17 protein-coding genes are annotated in these 21,521 nt (G+C 69.2%); 8 read left to right on the forward strand and 9 right to left on the reverse strand.

The genetic code is table 11. The features are described 5' to 3' along the window. Positions 1–16: 16 nt before the first annotated feature. The 5 genes from AB0I69_RS10580 to AB0I69_RS10600 all read right to left on the reverse strand — a co-directional run bounded on the left by AB0I69_RS10580 (position 17) and on the right by AB0I69_RS10600 (position 4,588). Positions 17–955: a L,D-transpeptidase gene (locus AB0I69_RS10580; protein ID WP_363095574.1), complete on the reverse strand. Its 939-nt coding sequence runs from the start codon at positions 953–955 to the stop codon at positions 17–19. A 212-nt stretch (positions 956–1,167) separates the two neighbouring features. Further along, the gene (locus AB0I69_RS10585) at positions 1,168–1,740 is read right to left on the reverse strand and encodes a YbhB/YbcL family Raf kinase inhibitor-like protein (protein ID WP_363095210.1); all 573 of its coding nucleotides are present in this window, start codon (positions 1,738–1,740) and stop codon (positions 1,168–1,170) included. Beyond that, positions 1,737–2,303, reverse strand: coding sequence for an isochorismatase family cysteine hydrolase (locus AB0I69_RS10590; RefSeq protein WP_363095211.1), 567 nt, complete (start codon positions 2,301–2,303; stop codon positions 1,737–1,739). The genes AB0I69_RS10585 and AB0I69_RS10590 overlap by 4 nt, the downstream gene beginning before the upstream one ends. 46 nt (positions 2,304–2,349) lie before the next feature. After that, positions 2,350–4,119: an MFS transporter gene (locus AB0I69_RS10595; RefSeq protein WP_363095212.1), complete on the reverse strand. Its 1,770-nt coding sequence runs from the start codon at positions 4,117–4,119 to the stop codon at positions 2,350–2,352. Between the two features lie 28 nt (positions 4,120–4,147). Further along, the gene (locus AB0I69_RS10600) at positions 4,148–4,588 is read right to left on the reverse strand and encodes a MarR family transcriptional regulator (RefSeq protein WP_363095213.1); all 441 of its coding nucleotides are present in this window, start codon (positions 4,586–4,588) and stop codon (positions 4,148–4,150) included. A 161-nt stretch (positions 4,589–4,749) separates the two neighbouring features. Here AB0I69_RS10600 and AB0I69_RS10605 point away from each other — a divergent pair, with 161 nt between their 5' ends. Beyond that, on the forward strand, positions 4,750–5,928 hold the full coding sequence (locus AB0I69_RS10605; RefSeq protein ID WP_363095214.1) for a serine hydrolase domain-containing protein: 1,179 nt from the start codon (positions 4,750–4,752) through the stop codon (positions 5,926–5,928). A 37-nt stretch (positions 5,929–5,965) separates the two neighbouring features. Here the strand turns inward: AB0I69_RS10605 and AB0I69_RS10610 are convergent, their stop codons facing one another. The 4 genes from AB0I69_RS10610 to AB0I69_RS10625 form a co-directional block, all read right to left on the reverse strand. Beyond that, a complete protein-coding gene (locus AB0I69_RS10610; RefSeq protein WP_363095215.1) occupies positions 5,966–6,418 on the reverse strand; it encodes a hypothetical protein in 453 nt (150 codons plus the stop codon). A 45-nt stretch (positions 6,419–6,463) separates the two neighbouring features. Further along, entirely contained in the window at positions 6,464–7,972 is a 1,509-nt protein-coding gene (locus AB0I69_RS10615) for a cellulose binding domain-containing protein (protein ID WP_363095216.1), read from the reverse strand. A 221-nt stretch (positions 7,973–8,193) separates the two neighbouring features. Beyond that, positions 8,194–9,522, reverse strand: coding sequence for a radical SAM protein (locus tag AB0I69_RS10620; protein ID WP_363095217.1), 1,329 nt, complete (start codon positions 9,520–9,522; stop codon positions 8,194–8,196). Positions 9,523–9,761: 239 nt separating this feature from the next. Then, positions 9,762–10,439, reverse strand: coding sequence for a pyridoxamine 5'-phosphate oxidase family protein (locus AB0I69_RS10625; RefSeq protein WP_363095218.1), 678 nt, complete (start codon positions 10,437–10,439; stop codon positions 9,762–9,764). A gap of 146 nt (positions 10,440–10,585) precedes the next feature. Here AB0I69_RS10625 and AB0I69_RS10630 point away from each other — a divergent pair, with 146 nt between their 5' ends. From AB0I69_RS10630 to AB0I69_RS10660, 7 genes are all read left to right on the forward strand, one after another. Continuing rightward, positions 10,586–11,830: a D-arabinono-1,4-lactone oxidase gene (locus AB0I69_RS10630; RefSeq protein WP_363095219.1), complete on the forward strand. Its 1,245-nt coding sequence runs from the start codon at positions 10,586–10,588 to the stop codon at positions 11,828–11,830. A gap of 230 nt (positions 11,831–12,060) precedes the next feature. Next, positions 12,061–13,308 (forward strand): ROK family transcriptional regulator, encoded by a 1,248-nt coding sequence (locus AB0I69_RS10635; RefSeq protein WP_363095220.1) that lies wholly within the window; start codon positions 12,061–12,063, stop codon positions 13,306–13,308. A 109-nt stretch (positions 13,309–13,417) separates the two neighbouring features. Further along, positions 13,418–15,274: a glycoside hydrolase gene (locus AB0I69_RS10640; RefSeq protein ID WP_363095221.1), complete on the forward strand. Its 1,857-nt coding sequence runs from the start codon at positions 13,418–13,420 to the stop codon at positions 15,272–15,274. 211 nt (positions 15,275–15,485) lie between these two features. Further along, positions 15,486–16,751 carry a sugar ABC transporter substrate-binding protein gene (locus tag AB0I69_RS10645; RefSeq protein WP_363095222.1) on the forward strand — a complete coding sequence of 422 codons (1,266 nt, stop codon included), beginning with the start codon at positions 15,486–15,488 and terminating at the stop codon, positions 16,749–16,751. A gap of 20 nt (positions 16,752–16,771) precedes the next feature. Then, positions 16,772–17,740, forward strand: coding sequence for a sugar ABC transporter permease (locus AB0I69_RS10650; RefSeq protein ID WP_363095223.1), 969 nt, complete (start codon positions 16,772–16,774; stop codon positions 17,738–17,740). Further along, positions 17,737–18,603: a carbohydrate ABC transporter permease gene (locus tag AB0I69_RS10655; protein WP_363095224.1), complete on the forward strand. Its 867-nt coding sequence runs from the start codon at positions 17,737–17,739 to the stop codon at positions 18,601–18,603. Before AB0I69_RS10650 ends, AB0I69_RS10655 begins: the two co-directional genes overlap by 4 nt. A gap of 27 nt (positions 18,604–18,630) precedes the next feature. After that, positions 18,631–21,516, forward strand: coding sequence for a glycoside hydrolase family 2 TIM barrel-domain containing protein (locus AB0I69_RS10660; RefSeq protein WP_363095225.1), 2,886 nt, complete (start codon positions 18,631–18,633; stop codon positions 21,514–21,516). Positions 21,517–21,521: the final 5 nt, after the last annotated feature.

Consider the following 21,521-nt stretch of genomic DNA (forward strand, 5'->3'; position numbering starts at 1 on the left):
CCGTCGCCGTGGGGTGTTACAGCGCCGCGGTCGTCCCGGCCCCGGAGCCGCTGCCGGCCAGCCACTGGTCCCAACCGAGGTTGAAGTCGGCGTAGCCGTTGTCGGCCGGGGCCTTGCCGCGGGGCGATCCGGTGATGGTGACGGGGTCGCCCTGCTTGACCTGGCCGTAGAACCACTTGGCGTCGGACAGGGAGAGGTGGACGCAGCCGTGCGAACCGCGGGCGCTGCCGCTGCCCGGGTTCGGGTCGCCGGTCGAGTAGTGCACGTAGGTGCCGGACTGGGTGAGGTGGATGTCCCAGGGCAGCGTCAGGTCGTAGAAGTTGGGGCTGCCCTTGTCGCAGCTGATGCCGACGCTGCAGGAGGTCATGTGGACCTTCTCCTGCTTGTCGATGACGGCCATCGTGCCGTCCCACGTGGGGTACTGGGCGCTGCCCGCGTTGATCGACAGGGTGCGCACCGTCGAGCCGTTCTTGGTCACCTTCATGGTGTGGCCGGTCACCGAGACGGCGGCGCGCACGTCGTCGCCGATCTTGAAGGTGTGGGTGTAGTTGTGCACGCCGTAGCGGCCGTTGCCGTTGCTGACGCCCGTCATGTCGGCGTCGATCTTCACCGTCGTACCGGAGGGCCAGTACGTCTTCGGGCGCCAGTCGGCGCGCTTGTCGCCCATCCAGTGCCAGGCGCCGACGACCGACTGCGAGGCGCTCACCTTCATGTGCTTCTCGACCGTGGCCCGTGCCGTGGCGGACACCGGGTTGGTGAAGATCACCGAGATCGGCATGGCCACGCCTACCGTGGTTCCGGTCTGCGGGGTGATCGTGTCCAGCAGCATCGGCGGGCCCGCGGGCTTCGTCGGTGACGGTGAAGCGCTGGCGCTGGGCTTTGTCGACGCCTTGGCGTCGTCCCCGCTCGCCTTGTCGCTGCCGCCCCCGCCGCAGGCACTCGCGCCCACCAGCATCGCACCCGTGACGAGTGCGATCCCTATGCTGCCCTTGCGCCGTCCCACGGCTTGCCCCACTCTCTCTTTTTCTTCGGCCCTCACGAGCCCGACTCCATGTCAGACGGAAATGATGTATGCCGCAGTTGCATGCGCCGTGTAAAGCGTGTCTCAAGATTCCGTACGCACCGCGGGCGCGCTGCCTACGGCGGGGTCCGGGCCCGGTCCTGGGGTCAGCGTTCGAAGACGCCGGTCAGTCGGGCGCGGTCGAGGACGGGGGCGGTGACGGCGGGCAGGAGGGCGCGGGGGCGTACCCGGTCCAGGGGTGGGGTGGTGGCGGCGCTGTCCAGGGGCGTCGAGAGGGCGAACAGCTGGAAGACGTAGCGGTGTGGGCCGTGGCCTTTGACGGGTGCGGGACCGTGGTAGCCCCGTCCGACGGTGGAGCGGAGGACCCGCACCCCGGGGCCGGGGTGTCGCGCGGCCAGGGCGCCGGGCTCCAGATGCCCGGCCGCCGGGTCGATCAGGGCGAGGCAGTGCACGGCCGGCCTGGTCATGGGGACGTCGATGTCCTCCACGACCAGGAGGAGTTGTGCGGTGCCGGGCGGGGGCGGGGTCCAGGCCAGGTGGGGGGACAGGTCGTCGCCGCCGACGTGCTTCGCGCAGTGCTTCAGCGGCATGAGGTCGCCGTCGCCGAAGTCCTGGCTGGTGAGGGTCAGTTGGTCGGGGCCTTGGAGGTTGGGCAGGTTCCACGCCGTGTGGGTCTCGCCTGCTCTGCGGTGGTGCAGGAGTCGGCCGAGCAGGGTCATCGCGTCGCCTCCACCATGTCGATGACCTCGGCGGTGGTGGCGGTTTCGCCGAGCTTGGGGAAGACGCGCTCGACGCTGTGCCGGTGGGCGTCGGCGTCGGGGTCGCCCATCGCGTCGGTGGCCAGGACGACGTGGTAGCCGTGGTCGGAGGCCGAGCGCGCGGTCGACTCGACCCCTGAACCGGTCGAGATGCCGGCGAGCACGATCTGGGTGACGCCCAGGTCCCGCAGGAGGGTGTCGAGTCCGGTGTCGTGGAACGCGCTGCGCCGCCGCTTGGTGATCAGGTGGTCGGTCGGCCGGACGTCGAGTTCGTCGATGAGGTCGGCCCAACCGGTGGGCGGCGCACCGCTGTTGGCGGACCGCCCGCTGTCCGTACGTCCCGGCGCGCGGCCGGTGACGTTGACCAGGACCACGGGCAGACCGTGCCGCCGGAACTCGCCGGCCAGGCGGGTCGCCCGTGCGACGGCGGCGGTGATCGGATCGTCGGTGAGGGGCGCGACGATGCCCTTCTGCAGGTCGACCACGACGAGCGCGGACGCGGGGTCGATCGTTGTCAGTGGCATGGGGGTTGCTTCTCCTGTGGATGTCGGCCGGGGAGTTGAGGTCGTCTCAGCCGTCTGCGTACTTGTCCGGTCGCGCGAGGGCGTCGCCGGTGGCGGCCTCGCGCGGTCCTGGGGTCTTGGCCGCGCGACCGGTGCCGGTGCCGCGCAGTGCGGAGGCGATCGCGGCGAGGAAGGCGAGGGTGGCGCCGAAGGCGAACACGATGACCAGGCCGGAGTGGAAGGGCCCGGATATCAGGGTCGGGAAGAACTCGCTTCCGGTGAGGGTCTGTTGCTGTGCCGTCGTCAGGTGGGTCAGGGCCCCGGTGGGCTGGAGCAGGTGCTGGATCGGGTTGACGCCCAACTGCGCGGCGAACAGGGACGAGACCGGGGGCAGGCCGCCGACCTGGGCGGCCAAGTGGGCCGGTACGCCCTGCTGTTGCAGTCCCGCGGTGAGGGTGTGCGGGAGGCTCCTGGCCAGTCCGGCGATCATGAGGGAGAAGAAGACTCCGATGGAGACGGCGGTGCCGGAGTTCTGGAAGGTGGCGCGCATACCGGAGGCGACACCGCGCAGGCGGGCGGGCACACTGCCCATGATCGAGGAGGAGTTGGGGGAGGCGAACATGCCGCTGGCGATCCCGTTGAGCGCGATCAGCACCGCGAAGATCCAGTAACTGAAGTCGATCGGCAGGCACAGCAGACCCAGGAAGGTGGCGCCGAACAGCAGCGCGCCGCCGGTGGCCAGCCCCCGGGAACCGAGCCGGTCGGACAGATAGCCGGACACCGGGCCCGCGGCGAGGAAGCCCGCGGTCAGCGGCAGCATGAAGATGCCGGCCCACAGGGGTGTGTCGCCGTAGTCGTAGCCGTGCAGCGGGAGCCAGATGCCCTGGAGCCAGATGATCAGCACGAACTGCATCCCGCCCCGGCCGATCGAGATGGCCAGGCCCGCCAAGTTGCCGAAGGTGAAGGCCCGTTGGCGGAAGAGGCTCAGTTGGATCATCGGCGCGGAGACGCGGTTCTCGATGGCGACGAACGCCGCGAGGAGGAGCAGTCCGCCGGCGATCAGCACGTCGACCAGCGGGTTGGTCCAGCCCATGGTGTGGCCGTCGTAGGGCTGGAGGCCGAAGGTGATGGCTATGAGGGTCGCGCTGAGGCCCACCGCGAAGGTGATGTTGCCCCACCAGTCGACCCGGCCGCCGTCGCGCTTGGCGGTCTCGCGCAGGGTGCGGTAGGCCCACAGCGTGAAGAACACGCCGACGGGCACGTTCACCCAGAACACCGCCCGCCAGTCCCAGGCCGACAGCAGGCCGCCGGCCACCAGGCCGATGAACATCCCGCCCAGACCCGCGACTTGGTTGATGCCCAGGGCGAAGCCGCGCTGTTCCTCGGGGAAGGCGTCGGTGAGTATCGCGGCCGAGTTCGCGGTCAGCATCGAGCCGCCGACGGCCTGCACCACCCGCCAGGCGATCAGCCACATCGCTCCGTGGCCGCCGTCGAAGGGGTCGAAGGAGAGCAGGACCGAGGCGAAGGTGAAGACCGCGAACCCGGAGTTGTAGATCCGGACCCGGCCGTACATGTCGCCGAGCCGCCCCACCGTGACCACCAACACGGCCTGGACCAGCCGGTATCCCATGATCATCCACAGCAGGTACGCGATGTTGCCGGGATCGAGCGGGTCCAGGTGCACTCCGCGGAAGATCGCCGGGAGGGCGATCAGCACGATGGAGCCGTCGAGGGCGGACATGAAGACCGCGGCGGTCGTGTTGGTCAGCGCGGTCCACTTGTACCGGTCGTCGCCGGCCGGGCGGCGCGGGGTGCGTGTCCTGGGCGGATCCGTCATCGGCTTGTCTCCTCCGGTACCGTCGGCGTCAGATGTTCTGGGCCAGTCGCTCCAACAGCGGGGCAGCCGCGGCGAGTTGCTCCAGCTCCGCCGGGGTGAACGTGCCGCCGGTCAGGGCTCGGGCGATGAGTTCGGCCCGCGCGTTGCGCTTGTTCTTCAGCGCCTGCCGGCCCGCGTCGGTCACCGTGAGCACCGCACGCCGGCCGTCGTCCGGGTCCGGGCGGCGCTCGACCAGGCCGCGGGTCCGCAGCGTGTTGAGCGTCGCCCCCATGGCCTGCGCGGTGATCTGCGCCTCCCGGGCCAGCGCCGAGGAGGTGGTGGGGCCCGTGCGGTCCAGCTGGGACAGGGCGGTCCGCTCGGGCATCGTGAGTCCGCCCTCGACCGGCACTTGACGCACCCGCCGCACCAGCACGCCGATACTCGCCAGCAGGGCCGAGGCGACCGCGTCAGGGTCCAGGTCTTCGTTCATATACTAAAGCTACCTTATCAATCTGCCTTAGTAAATCGACCCTCATGGTGCCGGTCGGCGGCCGCAGGAGGGCGTCGAGTCCGTGCCGGGGGGTGTCCCCCGGCACAATCCTGGGGTACGCCGGATCGTCTGCGCCGTAGCCTCGGACCTAGCGTTCGGCCATGGCTTCGACTTCGCTCACGCGCCTCGCCGTGGCACTGGCCACCGCCGTACTGCTCGCCGTCGAGGCGGCCACCGCCGTGGCCCGGCCCGCGAGTTCCTCCGCCGGGGACCGGTTGCGCCGGGACACCGAGGCGATCCACGCCCTCGGCGTCAGCGGTGTGCAGGCCCGCGTGGTCGCACCCGACGGTCGGCAGTCGGTCGCCACCAGCGGCACCGCCGACCTGCGCACCGGCCGCCCGGTCTCTCCCGACGGCTCCTTTCGGATGGCCAGTACGGCCAAGACGCTGGTCGCGACCGTGATCCTCCAACTGGAGGCCGAGGGCAGGCTGTCCCTGGACGACACCGTCGACCGCTGGCTCCCCGGAGTGGTGCGGGGCAACGGCAACGACGGCACCCGGATCACCGTCCGTCAACTGCTCCAGCACACCAGCGGCATCCACAACACCCTGCCCGGCTACACCACGGCGGCGGAGTACTACCAACAACGCCACGACGTCTACGGCCCCGAGCAGTTGGTGGCCGGCGCCATGGCCCACCCGCCGGACTTCCCGCCCGGTGCTGGCTGGGCATACTCCAACCCCGGCTACGTCCTGCTCGGCATGGTCATCCAGCGGGCCACCGGCCACCCCGCCCACCGGGAGATCGAAGACCGCGTCCTGCACCCGCTCGGCCTCGACCGGACCCGGTGGACCGGCACCTCGCACACCCTGCCCCGGCCGCACGCCGAGGGCTACCAACTCTTCGGCCCCGGCTCCCTGGTGGACGTCACCGATCAGGTCGCGGTGGACCACGAGACGTCGTTCGCCACCACCACGCGGGACGAGAACCGCTTCCTCCGCGCGCTGCTCGCGGGCCGCCTGCTGCCGCCGCGCCAACTCGCCGAGATGAAGCGGACGGTCCCCGTGAGCGCGGACGTCCAACAGCTGTGGCCCGGCGGCCGATACGGGCTCGGCCTGGTCGAACGCCCCCTGTCCTGCGGAGGGACCTACTGGAGCCACGAGGGCGGGGACGGCGGCTACATCACCCTCAACGGCGTGACCGGCGACGGCCGTCGGAGTGCCGTGGTCTCCATGTCCGAGGCACGCGGCGACACCCCGGAACACATCCTGACCCAGGAGAAGGCGGCCGGCACTCTGATCGACGACGCGCTGTGCGCCGGGGGCCGCGGCACCTCGTGAGCGAAGGCGCCCGCCGGTGAGAAGTGGCGGGGTCGGCTCACGCCGTACCCTCCTCGTCGCGCCGCTTCACGACCGCCAACCGCACAGCCAGGCCAAGGCAGATGACGGCCAGCAGCGGCAGGCCCACCAGGGCCGGATTGACCCACGCCGGGACCAGGTCGTAGGTGGCGTTGCACTTGTCGTGCAGGGGGAACCACTGCGAGGGCTCCTGCCAGTGCGTGGAGCGATACGACTGGTCGTAGGTCGCGCCGACCGCGCGGCAGGACTCCTCCGCGTCCAGGGAGTTGCCCGCGACGCCGCCGATGAGCCAGGTGACGGCGGTGGCGACGAGACAGAGCCCGGCTGTCACGACGAACCAGCCGGGTGTCCGCCACCGGCCGGTGACCAGGGGTCTCCCCCACAACCCCAGCACGAGCAAGGTGGGTACGGCCAGGAAGAGGGAGTTCGCGATCACGTCGATGGTGTTCTCCCGGCCTGTGAGGGCGAGCACACGGTCTGCTCGCCCTTACCCGGAACATCTCGCAGCCGAACAACCTCAAGACTTGCTGCAGGCAGCCCCGTTGAGCGTGAAGCCGGACGGCGCGGAGTTCTTGCTGTTGTTCCAGGTGCCGAGGAAGCCGAAGGTGAAGCTGCCGTCCGCGGCGACGTTCTTGTTGTAGTCGGCGGCGGTGGCCGTGACCCGGGAGCCGTCCTGGGCGACGCTCGCGTCCCACATCTGCGTGACCTGCTGGCCGTCACGGTAGGACCAGGCGACGCGCCAGGTGTCGAGGGCCTTGGTGGTGGTGACGGTGACGGCGGCCTGGAAGCCGTCGTTCCACTGGCTGACGAGGTCGTAGGTGACCTCGCAGCTCGCGGGCACGGTCGAGCCAGAGCCAGAGCCCGTACCCGAACTCGTCGTCGGGTCAGGTGAGTTGCTCGCCGTGGCCGAGGCGGTGCCCTGGGGTTCCGTGTCGGGGTTCTTGTCCGCGGAGGCGGTCGCCGTACGGCTCGCCGTGGGCCGGGTGGACGGGGAGGCCGTGCCCGACGGGTCCGTGCCGGTGGACGACACGGTGGGAGCGGGGTCCGCCACCGGCTGCCGGTCGGCGTCGTCGCTGGCCGCGTTGTCGTGCCCGGAACCGCCCATCGGCATCATCGACATCCCGAGCGCCACGAGGGACAGGACGACGGCCGCGGCGAGCAGTCCGTTGCGTACGAGGCGCGCCTTGTTCGCGGCCTCCTTCGGTTCCCCGGCCTCGATCTCGGCCGCGGGACGCCCCGCGCCCAGCCGTACCTCGGCGGCCCGGCGGCGGCGCTCCAGATAGGCGAGCCCGCCCCAGCCGATCACCCCGCTCGCGAGGGCCGACGGCAGTCCGCCGCCCTGCAGCCGCAGGCAGGCCGCGGCCTCCGCGCACTGCACGCAGGTGGCGAGGTGCCGCGAGAGGTCCTCGGGTGTGTCGGCGGTCGGTGAACGGGTCACCGCGTCCAGCAGCCGGGCGTAGCTGCGGCACTCCGCGGCCATCGGTGTGTCGAGGTGGCTGCGATGGCAGCGGTCCCTGAACAGGCCGCGTACCTGGGCGAGTTCACCGGAGACGAGCGCCGGGTCGAGGCCGAGGCGGCGGGCCACGACGGTCAGCGGCAGCGCCTCCACCTCGGCCAGCCACAGCAGCGCCGCGTCCGCCTCCTGCAGGTCCCGCAGGCCGCGCAGGGCGATCGGACGCTGCAACGGCATGCCGGTGTAGCGGGCGGCCTTCTCCGAGTTGAGCCACAGCCGCAGGTCCGGGTCGAGCCGGTGCCCGCGCCCGGCGGCCTCCCAGGCCGCCGCCGTGGTCCGTACGGCGGTCAGCAGCAGCGGGATCACCGGCAGCACGCGACGGGCCGGTCCGCGCATCGGGCCGGACCCGGCGGAACGGGCCTCCTGTATGCCGAGTGCGAAGGCCTCACTGGCCAGTTCGGTGGCCTCGGCGGCTCCGGACGTGCACAGGTCGGCGTAGGACAGTACGGCGTCCCAGCTCTCGGTGAACAGCGCTGCCTCAGCGGCGTCCTGAGGAGTCGGCAGGTCGGGCATGGGTCTCCTGCATCCACGAATGACGGCCAACTAGCTCTGACATGAAGCGAGTTGGAGGGGGGCTGCCTCGTGACAGGGCCAGAGCCTTTCACGCATCCCACACAACTGACAAGCCACGTATCCAATTGTGGTTACCGTCAATCGCCCTCTGTGCAGTTGTACGTGAACGAGCCTCTCCCGGCTCACCAGTCGCAGGAGTTGTCCACACCGTTACCTTTGCCTTACAGCGGCGCGGGCTCCTCGGCGGGCTCCTCGGGGAGGCTGTCCATGAAGGAGCTGACGGAGAAGACCGCGCGGCCTGGGCCCGGTTCGCCGTATCCGGGCGGGGACTTGAGGCCGAAGTCCTCCATCGTCGCGCGGTAGGCCTCCAGCAGACGGATGTGGTACTCCAGCGGAGCGCCCTGCGGATTGGCCTTGCCCAGCGGGGTGGTGGGCTCCGGGCACCAGGTCGTGAAGCGGGGCGTGATGCCCTGCGACATGAAGAAGCGCAGCCCCTCGGTCGTCGACGCGATCGCCTCGTCGACGGTCTTGAAGCCGAACGGCTCCGCCATCTCCACGCCGGCCACGAAGTTGGGGATCACATTGCGCGCGCCGAAGATCTCGGCGGAGTCGAGGATGCGCTTGTGCCACTCGGCGCGGCCGACGTAGCGCTCCTTGCCCGGGCAGTGCAGCTTGAACAGATACTCGTCCCACACCTCGTAGTTGGGGTGGTAGATCTGCACGCCGTAGTCCTTGAACCGCTGCACGTCGTCCTTGGGCAGCGCCTGCGCCACGACCTTGCCGATCCAACGCCCCGGGAAGCGCTCCTCGATGGCCTTGGCGTAGTGGCCGTAGAAGTCGGCCTCGTCGCGCCCGGCGACGGTCTTGGTGATCGCGCCGCCGGTGAGGGTGTAGGCGGTGGACACCTTCGCGGTGTCGTACCGGTCGATGATCTCCAGGGCTTCGAGGACCTCCTCGACGTCCTTGACCCCTGTGTACGGCCGCCCGGCGGCCTTGTGCTGGCGCCAGTTGTGGTTGATGTCGCAGTACTGGCACTCCTCCTTGGCGCCGAAGTACTGGCAGACGCGGAAGACGGTCAGGTAGATCAGGTAGCCCCACTGGATGGTCGGGGCCACCTCCATGACGGACTTCCCGTTGGCGAGCTTGTGCCGGTAGTACTCCGGCATCGGCGGCACACCGACGTCCGCGATCCGCTTGCCGTCGAGGTACAGCCCGAGGACACCGTCCTCGTCGGAGGCCACGCGGTACGGCGAGGTCGGGTTCACGCGCACGGAGACGACGGTCCGTCGCAGGTCGTACGGGCCACCCGTGAGGATGATCTCCTCCGGCGGGCGGCGCAGCGCGGCCTCGCCCAGCTCGGGCAGGGTGCCGTGGTCGAAGGAGAAGATGAAGTACGACTTCGGCTTCACCTCACCGCCCTCGTTGTCGCTGAGCGCGGACGGGTCGAAGGCGACACCCCCACGCAGCAGATCCTCCTTGAAGACGGCCTCCCGCGGCACATGCGGAAAGCGCTCCATCAGATCCTCGACCAGCGCGGTGCGGCTGCCCATCCCGTATCTCCTCCCGGCTCAGGCGCCCTGCTCAGGCGTACGACTCCTCACGGTATGCCTCCGGCGGTTGGGCGGGGGGAGCGGGGGGCGGTGTGGTGCGGTTCGGGCGGGTTTGGCGGGGCGGACGGGTCGGGGGTGGGGGGCTCGGGTTGTTTGCGGGGTGCGGGTGCGTTGTGGCTGGGTGCGCAGTTCCCCGCGCCCCTAAGGGCATGAGGTGGGCGGGGTTGAGGGCGGTCGGGTCAGCCCTGTCCCGCTCCCTCGCGGCTCGCGATGTGTTCCGGTACCGGGATGCCCGGGGGCAGCACCGGGTCCGGTACGGGGGTGCCCCAGGTCGAGGTCAGTGGGAGCGTTCCCGCCCATACGGCCAGCTCGGCGTCCGGGCCGTCGCCGTCGTCGGGGCCGCCGGTACGGATCTTGACCGATGCCTCCTCCAAGGAGAGGACGAGGAGGGTGGTGGCCGCGAGTTCCTTGCTGTTCGGGAGGCGGGCGTACGACCACTGCCCCGGCGTCGCGTGTTCGGTGAGGCGGCGCAGGCCGGCCAGCTTCTCCTCGGGGTCGGTGACCTTGCGGGGCACCCCGTGGATCATCGCGCTGCGGTAGTTGACCCCGTGCTCGAAGACCGACCGGGCCAGGACAAGGCCGTCGACATGCGTGACGGTGACGCACACGGGAGCTCCGCCCGTGAGGCTACGACTCGCGACGGAGCCGTGGAAGTACAGCCGCCGGCCGTCCCTCCCGTACACCGTGGGGACTACGACCGGCCGCCCCTCGATCACGACCCCCAGGTGACAGACGAAGCCGGCGTCGAGGATCGCGTCCAGGTCGGCACGGTCGAGGCTGCCCTGTTCGCGGAGCCTGCGGTGACGGGTGCGGTCATTCACAGGGAGCGGGTCGGCGACGGGGTGCGGATCGGTCATGACAGCAGAGGCTACCGATATCGCAGGACATAGGCTACAGATTGACCATCACGTCACATTCACCGACCGAAGTCGACGAAATCCGCACTCGTCGTCGGCGGATGAGAAGGTCAGGGAAAACGCGCGCACCCGGAGGGACGACAGGCATGACGGAGACGGTCACCAACTGGGCCGGCAACATCACCTACGCGGCGAAGGAACTCCACCGCCCGCGCACACTCGACGCGCTCAGGACCCTCGTGACCGAGAGCGCGCGGGTGCGGGTGCTGGGCAGCGGCCACTCCTTCAACGAGATCGCCGAGCCGGGCCCCGACGGCACCCTGCTGTCGATCGCCGCGCTGCCGCCGGAGTTCGACGTGGACACCACGGCCCGGACGGTACGGGTGTCGGGCGGCGTCCGGTACGCGGAGCTGGCCCGCCGGGTGGACGCGCACGGGCTCGCGCTGCCCAACATGGCGTCCCTGCCGCACATCTCCGTGGCCGGTTCGGTGGCGACCGGCACGCACGGTTCGGGCGTCGGCAACGGCTCGCTGGCGTCGGCCGTACGCGAGGTCGAGATCGTCACGGCGGACGGCTCCACGGTGACTATCGCGCGCGGCGACGACCGCTTCGACGGTGCCGTGACCTCCCTCGGCGCGCTCGGTGTCGTCACCTCGCTCACCCTCGACCTGGAGCCGGCCTTCGACGTCGAGCAGTACGTCTTCACCGAACTGCCGCTCGCCGGGCTGGACTTCGAGACGGTGGCGGCGTCGGCGTACAGCGTGAGTCTGTTCACCGACTGGCGGAAGCCGCGCTTCGGGCAGGTGTGGCTGAAGCGGCGCACCGACCAGCCGCCGGTCGACTTCCCGTGGGCCGCGCCCGCGACCGAGGCGCTGCACCCGGTGCCGGGGATGCCCGCGATCAACACCACCGAGCAGCTCGGGGTGGCGGGGCCGTGGCACGAACGACTCCCGCACTTCCGGGCGGAGTTCACCCCGAGCAGCGGGGCGGAGCTGCAGTCGGAGTACCTGCTGCCGCGGTCGGCCGCGGTCGACGCACTGCATGCGGTGGACGGCATCCGGGAGACGGTCGCCGGTGTCCTGCAGATCTGCGAGGTGCGGACGGTGGCCGCCGACGCGCAGTGGCTGAGCCCCTCGTACGGGCGGGACACGGTCGCGCTGCACTTCACCTGGATCGAGGACACGGAGCGCGTACTGCCCGTGGTGCGGCGGTTGGAGGAAGCGCTGGACGCCTTCGACGCACGGCCGCACTGGGGCAAGGTGTTCACCACTCCGGCGGCGGCGCTGCGCGGGCGCTATCCGCGGCTCGGCGACTTCAAGGCGCTGGCACAGGACCTCGACCCGGAGGGCACATTCGCCAACTCCTTCGTCCGGGACGTGCTCGGCGACTGAGCGGATGACCGGCCCGGTGGCCGACTTTGTACAGCCCCTTTCCTAACCCCTTGTCGAACCTCGCCCGCTGCCCATAGCCTTGCGGCGCGCCGGTGCCGTCGTGCCTCGGCATGACGCGAGGGGGAAGGGATGGCGACCGCTCCGGCACTGTGCCTTCCCGGGGGACAACCCCCGGACCCCCGGCAGGAAAAGCACTCGCACACCCGGTGCTTGCCGGCGAGGGGAGCTCGATGAAGCAGCGTGGCACATCACGCGACATCCGTACCGCGAACCGTTACGAGGTGCTGCGCCAGATCATCGCCGAATCACCCACCTCCCGGCAGGAGTTGGCCGCCGCCACCGGGCTGAGCCTGGCCACGGTGGCCACCCTCGTCGGTGAGCTGCTCGACCTCCGCATGATCACCGAGGTCGGTTTCGAGGACTCGGCGGGGGGCCGCCCCCGGGGTCTTGTGGCCGTCAACGCGTCGGGGGGCGCGCTGATCGGCGTCGACATCGCGGAGACGTACGTCCATGTCGAACTCTTCGACCTGGCACTGAACGTGCTGGCCCGCGCCGACGAGGACATGCGCCCCGGCGAGAGCCTGCCCGAGCAGGTCGTCGGCCATGTCGCCGCCGCCGTCGGGTCGGTGGTCGCGCAGGCCGGCATCGAGGGCGCGCGGGTGCTGGGCGTCGGGGTGAGCGTGCCGGGGCAGGTGGACCGCGACACCGGTGTCTCGGAGTACGCGCCCAACTGGGACTGGCACGACGTGCCGTTGCTCGACCTGCTGTCCGAAGTCATCGCCTACCCCCTGTACTTGGACAATCCGCTGCGCGCCGGCGCGGTCGCCGAGATGTGGTTCGGGGCGGCGCGCGGACGCGGGGACGTGGTGGTGGTCAACCTCGGGACCGGGGTCGGCGCGGGACTCGCACTCGGCGGGGCGCTGTACCGGGGGGTCAGCAACAGCGCCGGCGAGTGGGGCCACACCACGCTCGTCCTGGACGGCCGGCTGTGCCGCTGCGGCAACCACGGCTGTGTGGAGGCGTACGTCGGCGCACCCGGAATCATGCTGAACCTGCGGGAGTTGAGCCCCGACAGCCCGCTGCTGCACTCCGAGGACCAGACGGCCACCATCGACGCCCTCGCCCTCGGCATGGACGCGAACGACCCCGTGGCCCTCAAAGTCGTCCGGGAGACGGCCCGTTACGTCGGCGCGGGCATCGCCAACCTGGTCAACACCCTCAACCCCGAAGTCGTCGTGCTCAGCAGCTGGGTCGCCCGCAGGCTCGGCGAACCCCTGCTGCGCGAAGTGCGCGAGGCCGTCCAACGGCACGCGCTCAGGCGGCCGTTCGCCGCCACCCGGATCGTCCTCTCCCCCATTCTCACCGACCCGGCGTGCCTGGGCGCGGCCACGTTCGCGCTGGAAGGGGCACTTCAGTCGGTCGGGCAGCGGGGCGCGTCGGTGTCGAGGGCACGAGCGCGCGGAGGCCCGAAGGGCTGAGCACGGTCGTGCCCTCGACACCGACTTGGGCGCCCTCGCAGAAAAAGGCACAGCCAGGCAAGAAGATCGCAAGGAGCCGTACCGCACCACCTTCATGACGACGGAAGGGATGCACGTGACTCACCCCCACCCCAGGAGATCGACCCTCGCGACAGCGGCAGCCGCGCTCGCTGTCACCGGGGCCCTGCTCTCCGCACCGCCCGCGAACGCCGTCGGCGTCGCACCGGCCGAAGTCTCCCCCCACGCGGCCCAGACCATCGACAACATCGGCGCGTCCGGCGCCTGGTGGGTCAACGACCTGCAGAACTTCACGCCCGCGGTCCAGGCCCGGGTGGCTCAACTCCTCTTCTCCTCAAAGGGGTTGGGTCTCAGTTCATACCGCTACAACATCGGTGGTGGCGGCACGGCGGTCACCACCCCGGCCCGCGCCGCGCAGGACTTCCTCAACGCCGACGGCACCTACGACTGGAGCAAGGACAAGGGCGGCCGGACGTTCCTCACGTACGCCGCGAAGTACGGCGTGCAGGACCTCATCGGCTTCGTCAACAGCGCCCCCGCGCAGTGGACGACCAACGGGCAGAGCTGCGGCGGCCAGTTGAAGCCGGAGAACGAGAGCGACTACGCGAAGTACATCGCCGACGTCACCGCCCACTTCGCGAAGCAGGGCGCGAAGTTCGACTACATCAGCCCCTTCAACGAGCCGAACAACAACTTCGGCGACTGCGGCCAGGAGGGCATGCAGGTCACCGTCGACCAACGCGACGACATCGTGCGGGCGTTGGGCGCCGAGCAGCGGGCAAGGCACCAGAAGACCTCGATCATCGCCGACGAGTCGAGCAGCACGGTCAGCTTCTCCACGGAGGTCCCGCAGTGGATCTCGCAGCCGGACACCGCCCAGTACGTGTCCAAGCTGGCGCATCACACGTACAACAACCCGAACGACGGCCAGTTGGGCAACGTCTACGAGACGGCGAAGACGGTCGGCAAGCCCTCCTGGGCCACCGAGATCTGCTGCTTCGGCAAGGGCAGCACGGGCTGGAACCAGGAGTACGACCCGACGATCGACAACGCCCTGCTGATGTCCCGGATCATCTACAAGGACTTCGCGAGCTCGCACGACTCGGCGTTCCAGTGGTGGGTGGCCCTCGCGAGCGGCTACGGCACGGACCCGGCCGCACGCAACGACGTCGGCTGGAACGACGGGCTGATCTACTACGACCCCGACTACGCGACGAACGGCAACCAGACCCTGTACTTCACCAAGCGGTACTACGCGCTCGGCCAGTACAGCAAGTTCGTGACACCGGGCTCCGTCGCGCACAACGTGACGGGCGCGCCGAGCGGTGTCGAGGTGAGCTCGTACGACCGGGACGGCAAGTGGGTCGTCGTGGTCAACAACCAGAACACGACGGACACTTCGCTGAATCTGCACTTCAACAGCAAGGTTCCGGTACGGGCGACCCAGGCGGTCCGCACCTCGGCCACGGAGAACTGGGCGAAGGTCACGAAGCCGGACGTGAGCGGCTCCACGGTGTCGACGACACTCGCGGCCCGCTCGATCACGACGTACGTCTTCGACCAGAAGGACCGGAAGGGACAAGGGAGTTCGGCTGTCACCGGCGCCCTGCAAGGCAAGCAGTCCGGCAAGTGCCTGACGGCGGACACCGCCGGTGCCGCGCTCGGCACCTGCACCGGCGGGGCCGAGCAGGCGTGGTCGTACGACGCGAAGGGTGGCCTGAAGAGTGCCAACGGCTATCTGACGGTGGGGAGTTCGGGGTTGACGACCGCCGCGGACTTCACGGGTGATCCAGGCCAACGATGGCTGCTGAACGGCAACGGACAGATCCTCAGCGAGGCGTCCGGGAAGTGCCTGGACGTGAGCGGGCAGGCGACCTCGGACGGCAGCAAGGTGATCCTCTACAGCTGTAACGGCGGGACCAACGAGGCCTGGTCGAAGGTGTCATGACCACCTGAGTGCAGGGTGCGGGTCGCCTCCACGGCGGCCCGCACCTTCGCCATGTCCGGCATTCCGAACGCCGCACAACACTTCGAACAGGCTTCGTCCAACCCCTTGCCGAAGGCTTAGGCGAAGGTTAACGTCCCGCACCGCACCTCGATTTGAGCCACTGGCCGCTGAGCTGTGGAGCCGCAGCCGCGCGAGAGACAAGGACGTCACCATGTCGGCAATGAGCAACAGCAACTGGTCCCGACGATCGATATTCCGGGCGGCTGCGGGAATGGCCGCGGCCGGCACGCTGGCCGCGTGCGGCGGCAACAACGGGCGGGGCGGGGGCTCCGGTTCGGGCAAGCAGCTCGTCCAGTACTTCCACGCCTACGGCGAGGCAGGCACGGAGCAGGCGATCAAGAAGTACGCGAAGGCGTACTCCAAGGCCAACGTGACCACGAACTGGATCACCGGCAACAACTTCGAGGCCAAGCTCTTCTCGTCCCTGCTCACCAAGCAGGCGCCCGACGTCTTCGAGTTCCACCCGCAGCTGCAGCTGGTCAAGAGCGGCCAGGTGGCCGACCTGAGCGACATCATCGATCCGGTCAAGGACGACTTCAACCCGGCCGACATCAAGTCGCACACCGTGGACGGCAAGGTCTACGGGATCCGGATGATCGACGACCCGCAGTTCTTCTACTACCGCAAGTCGATGCTGGAGAAGGCCAAGGTCGACGTCCCGACCACACTGGACGAACTCCTGGAGGCCGCCGCCAAGCTGACCACCAGCAAGGTCAAGGGCGCCTACCTCGGCAACGACTTCACCGCCGTCCAGAACCCGATCATCTGGTCGGCCGGCGCCGACACGATCGACGCGAACAACCAGATCGCCTACCACACGGACGGCGTCGTCGAGGGCCTGAAGAAGCTCCGCCAGCTGTTCACCAGCGGCCACGTACTCCTCGACGCCCCGACCGACTTCTGGGACCCGTCCTCGCTCAACCAGGGCCTGTGCGCCATCCAGTGGGGCGGCATGTGGTCCATGCCGGCGATGCAGAAGGCACTCGGTGACGACCTGGGCATCTTCCCCTTCCCGAGCATCGGCAGCAGCGGCAAGCAGTCGGTCTACAACGGCGGTTGGTCGATGTTCGTGAACGCCAAGGGCGACAACGTCGAGGCGGCCAAGGCCTACGTCAAGTGGCTGTGGATCGACCAGAAGAAGTACCAGGAGGACTGGGCGACCTCCTACGGCTTCCACATCCCGCCGCGCACCTCGATCGCCAACCAGGCCACCAAGCTCAAGTCCGGCCTGCCCGCCGAAGGCGTCAAGCTCTTCACCGACTACGGCCACTTCGACAACATCGCCTACGACCAGACCATGCAGACCGCGTTCGCCGACGTGATCGCGAACTCCATCCGCAAGAACGGAAACCCGGAAGCCGCGCTCGACGCCTGCGACAAAAAGGTCAACGTCGAGCTCAAGAAGCTGTTCGGATAGGCCGGCGGACGGAACCCGAGATGTCGACCACCACCACGCGCGGGGTCGCCCAGCCCGCCACGGCCAAGGCCTCCCAGGCCCGGCCGCGGCGGGGGCTGCGGTCCAACGCCACTCTGAACTTCTGGCTCTTCACCGGCCCGTTCCTCATCGGCCTGGTGATCTTCGTCTTCGTCCCCATCGGATGGAGCATCTGGCTCAGCTTCTTCGACGCCCGCTACACCGTCACGCCGAGCCATTTCATCGGCTTCGACAACTACAAGCAGATCCTGACCAACAGCAACTTCCCTGAATCGCTGATGACGTTCACGGTGTTCGCCGCGTTCATCGTGCCGACCACGTGGGCGCTGTCGCTGGGTCTGGCACTGCTGGTGAACCAACTCCGGTTCATGCGGGCGTTCTTCCGGTCGGTGTTCTTCCTGCCGACCGCCGTCTCGTACGTCGCCGCCGCGCTGATCTGGAAGATGTCCATCTTCAGCGGCGTCCGCTTCGGTCTGATGAACACCGTCCTCGGCTGGTTCGGTGTCGACAACATCGCCTACCTGGCGAACCCGAGCCCGCCCTGGTACTGGCTGGTCATCGTGACCCTGCGCCTGTGGATCCAGGCCGGCTTCTACATGATCCTGTTCCTGGCGGCGCTCCAGAACATCCCTGCCGAGCTCTACGAGGCCGCCTCCATCGACGGCGCCAAGCGGGGCTGGCAGACCTTCCGGTACATCACACTGCCCCAACTCCGCGCCACCTCCACCGCGGTGGTCCTGCTGCTGCTCGTCGCCGCCTACCAGGCGTTCGACGAGTTCTTCAACATCATCGGAACCAAGGCGACTTGGGCCCAGACCCCGCTCATGGAGCTGTACAAGACGGCCCTCGGCACCAGCCAGGACTACGGCGCCGGCAGCGCGGGCGCGGTCATCCTGTCGCTGCTGATCTGCATCGTCACCCTCGCCCAGGGCAAGATCATGGGCTTCGGAAGGGGGGAGGAGTCCAAGTGACCACCACCGCACCGCAGTTGGGCAAGAACCGCAAGAAGCGCGGCGGCATCCTCGGCAACACCGGCCTGTATCTCGCCGTCGGCGTCGCCGCCCTGCTCTTCCTGCTCCCCTTCTACCTGATCCTCCGCAACGCCCTCTCCACGGACCCGGAGATCACCGGCGAGAACTGGAAGCTGCTCCCCTCCTTCCAGTGGGGCAACATCTCCGAGCTGTTCGACGACCCGACCGTCCAGTTCGGCCGCTCCCTGTGGAACTCCACGGTCGTCGCCGTCCTGATGACCGTGGGCACCCTCCTGGTCTGCTCGCTGGCCGGCTACGGCCTGGCCCGCATCCCCTACAAGCACGCCAACAAGGTCTTCTACGCCGTCCTGGCGACCCTGATGGTCCCCACGGCCGTCACCTTCGTGCCGAGCTTCGTCCTCGTCTCGTCCCTCGGCTGGGTCGACACCTACCGGGGCCTCATCATCCCGGGCCTGTTCAGTGGTTTCACCTGCTTCCTCTTCCGGCAGTACTTCCTGGGGTTCCCCAAGGAGTTGGAGGAGGCGGCACGCGTGGACGGGCTCGGCTACTGGGGCGCGTACTGGCGGATCGTCGTGCCCAACTCGCTGAACTTCTTCGCGGCGATCGCCACGATCACCTTCATCAGCGGCTGGAACGCGTTCCTCTGGCCGCTGGTCATCGGCCAGGACCCGAACTCCTGGACCGTCCAGATCGCCCTGTCGTCGTTCATGACGAACCAGACCGTCAACTTCCACCTCATCTTCATGGCCACCGCAGTTTCCATCCTGCCCCTGGTCTTCGTGTTCCTCTTCCTCCAACGCTGGCTGGTCCAGGGCATCGCGCAGACCGGCATCAAGGGCTGACACCCGCATCTCACGACCTGGAGATCCATGACTTCCAGCACCGCCGCCGACTACATCGAGGACGTCTCCCCGGGCAGCGGAGCCCTCCCGCCCCGCGCCCGGTACACGTCCCCGGACACGAAGTCACTGTCACTGAACGGCAGTTGGCGCCTGCGTGTGTCGGCGACGGCCGACGCCGAGGACGACTCGTTCGCCGCGGAGGGCTACGACGCCGGGGACTGGGCCGAGGTCACGGTCCCCGGCCACTGGGTCCTCCAGGGTCACGGCTCCCCCATCTACACCAACCACCTCTACCCCTTCCCGGTCGACCCGCCGCGCATCCCGACCGAGAACCCGACCGGCGACCACCTGCGCACCTTCGACCTGCCGTCCGAGTGGCCTTCGGACGGCGGGGCCGTGCTGCGCTTCGACGGGGTGGAGTCCTGCGCCCGTGTCTGGCTGAACGGCACGGACATCGGCGAGTTCAAGGGGTCGAGGCTGCCGCACGAGTTCGCCGTCGGGCACCTGTTGAAGCCCTCCGGCAACGTGCTCGCCGTCCGCGTCCACCAGTGGTCCGCGGGCTCCTACTTGGAGGACCAGGACCAGTGGTGGCTGCCCGGCATCTTCCGTGACGTCACCCTGCTGCACCGCCCGCCGGGCAGCGCCCTCGACTTCTTCGTGCACGCCTCCTACGACCACCTCGGCGGCGAGGGCACCCTCCGCGTCGACTCCGACGTCGACGGCCGGATCACCGTGCCCGCCCTGGACATCGATGTCGCGACCGGCGAGTCGGTCACCCTGCCGGTGCAGCCGTGGACGGCCGAAACCCCGTACCTGTACGAGGGGTTGCTCACGACGGAGGGCGAGCGCGTGCCGCTGCGCATCGGCTTCCGGACCGTCGAACTCTCCGACGGCCTCATCAAGGTCAACGGCCGACCGATCCTCTTCAAGGGCGTCAACCGCCACGAGTGGCACCCGGAGAAGGGCCGCGCCCTCGACCTGGAGACCATGAGGGAGGACGTGCTGCTGATGAAGCGGCACAACATCAACGCCGTCCGCACCTCGCACTACCCACCGCACCCCGACTTCCTGGACCTGTGCGACGAGTACGGCCTGTGGGTCATCGACGAGTGCGACCTCGAAACCCACGGTTTCACCGAACAGGCCTGGCGCGACAACCCCGTTGACGACGACCGCTGGACACCGGCCCTCCTCGACCGCGCCGCGCGCATGGTCGAGCGCGACAAGAACCACCCGTCGATCGTCATCTGGTCGCTCGGCAACGAGGCGGGTACCGGTCGCGGACTGACAGCCATGTCCGAGTGGATCCACGGCCGCGACGACTCACGCCTCGTGCACTACGAGGGCGACATCAACTGCCGTGACACGGACGTCTATTCACGGATGTACGCCGACCACGCCGAGGTCGAGCGCATCGGCCGGGACCTCGACGGCGGCACCCACAAACGCCGCCAACTCCCCTTCATTCTCTGCGAGTACGCCCACGCCATGGGCAACGGCCCCGGCGGGCTCGCCGACTACCAGCGCCTCTTCGAGTCGTACGACCGGCTCCAGGGCGGTTTCGTCTGGGAGTGGATCGACCACGGCATCAAGGACGAGCGGTACGGCTTCGCGTACGGCGGCGACTTCGGTGAGGAGCTGCACGACGGGAACTTCGTCTGCGACGGGCTGATCTTCCCGGACCGCACTCCCTCCCCCGGCCTGATCGAGTACAAGAAGGTGATCGAGCCGGTCCGGATCACGGGCGACGGCACGGACGGCACCGTACGGATCACCAACGCGTACGACTTCGCGGACCTGTCCGCCCTGGCCTTCGCGTGGTCGTACCAAGTGGACGGCGAGACGGTCGAGTCGGGCACCCTCACCGTGCCGTCGCTCGCGCCGGGCGAGTCGGCCGACGTGAAGCTGCCGGAACCGCCCGTGGGGTCCGGCGGCGCCGAATCGCAGTGGACCGTACGGGCGTTGCTGGCGGCGGACACCGCATGGGGTGCCGCCGGGCATGTCGTCGGCTGGGGCCAGTTCCCGGTCGTGGCACGCCCGTTGCCGTCCGTCTTTGCCGTCGCCGGGCCCGTGCTCGGGGAGCGGCGGATCACCCTCGGCCCTGCCACCTTCGACGCCCGTACCGGTGAGGTGAAGACGATCGGCGCGGTCGACGTCGCCGGTCTCCGCCTGGACGTGTGGCGGGCGCCCACCGACAACGACGACGGCGCGTCCTGGCAGACGGACGTCCGCTTCGGTCTGCTCTGGCGCAAGTTCGGCCTGCATCGCATGCGACACCGCCTGGACGGCGTGGAGTTGAGCGAGGACGCGCTGACCGTACGCACCCGGGTGGCGCCCGCCGCCTGGGAGATCGGGCTCGCCACGGTGTACCGCTGGACCTCGGACGGCAACCGGCTGAAGCTGACGGTGTCCGTGGGTCCAGAGGGCGACTGGTCCGCGCTGCCCCTGCCCCGGCTCGGCATCCGCTTCGGGCTCGACGCGAGCGCCGATCGCGTGAAGTGGTTCGGCGGCGGTCCCGGCGAGGGGTATCCGGACACCAAGTCGGCTTCCCTGCTGGGCCGTTGGGAGTCCAGGGTCGACGACCTCCAAACCCCCTACGTCCGCCCGCAGGAGAACGGCGCCCGCCCTGACGTCCGTTGGGCGGAGATCGGCGGGCTGCGGATCGACGGCGACCCGGAGTTCTGGTTCACCGCCCGCCGCTGGACGACGGAGCAGCTGGACGCGGCCACCCACCGCACCGATCTCCTCCCCAGCGACACAGTGTGGGTGAACCTCGACCACGGTCAGCAGGGCATCGGCTCGCAGTCCTGCGGCCCGGGCCCACTCCCGCAGTACTTCCTGAACGCCCAACCCACCGAGTTCTCCTTCGTGTTCTCGGAAACCGTGTACTCGGAAACCCCGGAGACCAGTTGACCGGC

Origin of the sequence: Streptomyces sp. NPDC050508, from assembly GCF_040655155.1 — a bacterium.
Classification (GTDB): domain Bacteria; phylum Actinomycetota; class Actinomycetes; order Streptomycetales; family Streptomycetaceae; genus Streptomyces.

What these genes read in the sequence shown, in the direction of transcription:
- AB0I69_RS10580 (WP_363095574.1), bottom strand. Translation starts at nt 955, where the DNA reads ATGCTGGTGGGCGCGAGTGCCTGCGGCGGGGGCGGCAGCGACAAGGCG.
- AB0I69_RS10585 (WP_363095210.1), bottom strand. Translation starts at nt 1,740, where the DNA reads ATGACCCTGCTCGGCCGACTCCTGCACCACCGCAGAGCAGGCGAGACC.
- AB0I69_RS10590 (WP_363095211.1), bottom strand. Translation starts at nt 2,303, where the DNA reads ATGCCACTGACAACGATCGACCCCGCGTCCGCGCTCGTCGTGGTCGAC.
- AB0I69_RS10595 (WP_363095212.1), bottom strand. Translation starts at nt 4,119, where the DNA reads ATGACGGATCCGCCCAGGACACGCACCCCGCGCCGCCCGGCCGGCGAC.
- AB0I69_RS10600 (WP_363095213.1), bottom strand. Translation starts at nt 4,588, where the DNA reads ATGAACGAAGACCTGGACCCTGACGCGGTCGCCTCGGCCCTGCTGGCG.
- AB0I69_RS10605 (WP_363095214.1), top strand. Translation starts at nt 4,750, where the DNA reads ATGGCTTCGACTTCGCTCACGCGCCTCGCCGTGGCACTGGCCACCGCC.
- AB0I69_RS10615 (WP_363095216.1), bottom strand. Translation starts at nt 7,972, where the DNA reads ATGCCCGACCTGCCGACTCCTCAGGACGCCGCTGAGGCAGCGCTGTTC.
- AB0I69_RS10620 (WP_363095217.1), bottom strand. Translation starts at nt 9,522, where the DNA reads ATGGGCAGCCGCACCGCGCTGGTCGAGGATCTGATGGAGCGCTTTCCG.
- AB0I69_RS10625 (WP_363095218.1), bottom strand. Translation starts at nt 10,439, where the DNA reads ATGACCGATCCGCACCCCGTCGCCGACCCGCTCCCTGTGAATGACCGC.
- AB0I69_RS10630 (WP_363095219.1), top strand. Translation starts at nt 10,586, where the DNA reads ATGACGGAGACGGTCACCAACTGGGCCGGCAACATCACCTACGCGGCG.
- AB0I69_RS10635 (WP_363095220.1), top strand. Translation starts at nt 12,061, where the DNA reads ATGAAGCAGCGTGGCACATCACGCGACATCCGTACCGCGAACCGTTAC.
- AB0I69_RS10640 (WP_363095221.1), top strand. Translation starts at nt 13,418, where the DNA reads ATGCACGTGACTCACCCCCACCCCAGGAGATCGACCCTCGCGACAGCG.
- AB0I69_RS10645 (WP_363095222.1), top strand. Translation starts at nt 15,486, where the DNA reads ATGTCGGCAATGAGCAACAGCAACTGGTCCCGACGATCGATATTCCGG.
- AB0I69_RS10650 (WP_363095223.1), top strand. Translation starts at nt 16,772, where the DNA reads ATGTCGACCACCACCACGCGCGGGGTCGCCCAGCCCGCCACGGCCAAG.
- AB0I69_RS10660 (WP_363095225.1), top strand. Translation starts at nt 18,631, where the DNA reads ATGACTTCCAGCACCGCCGCCGACTACATCGAGGACGTCTCCCCGGGC.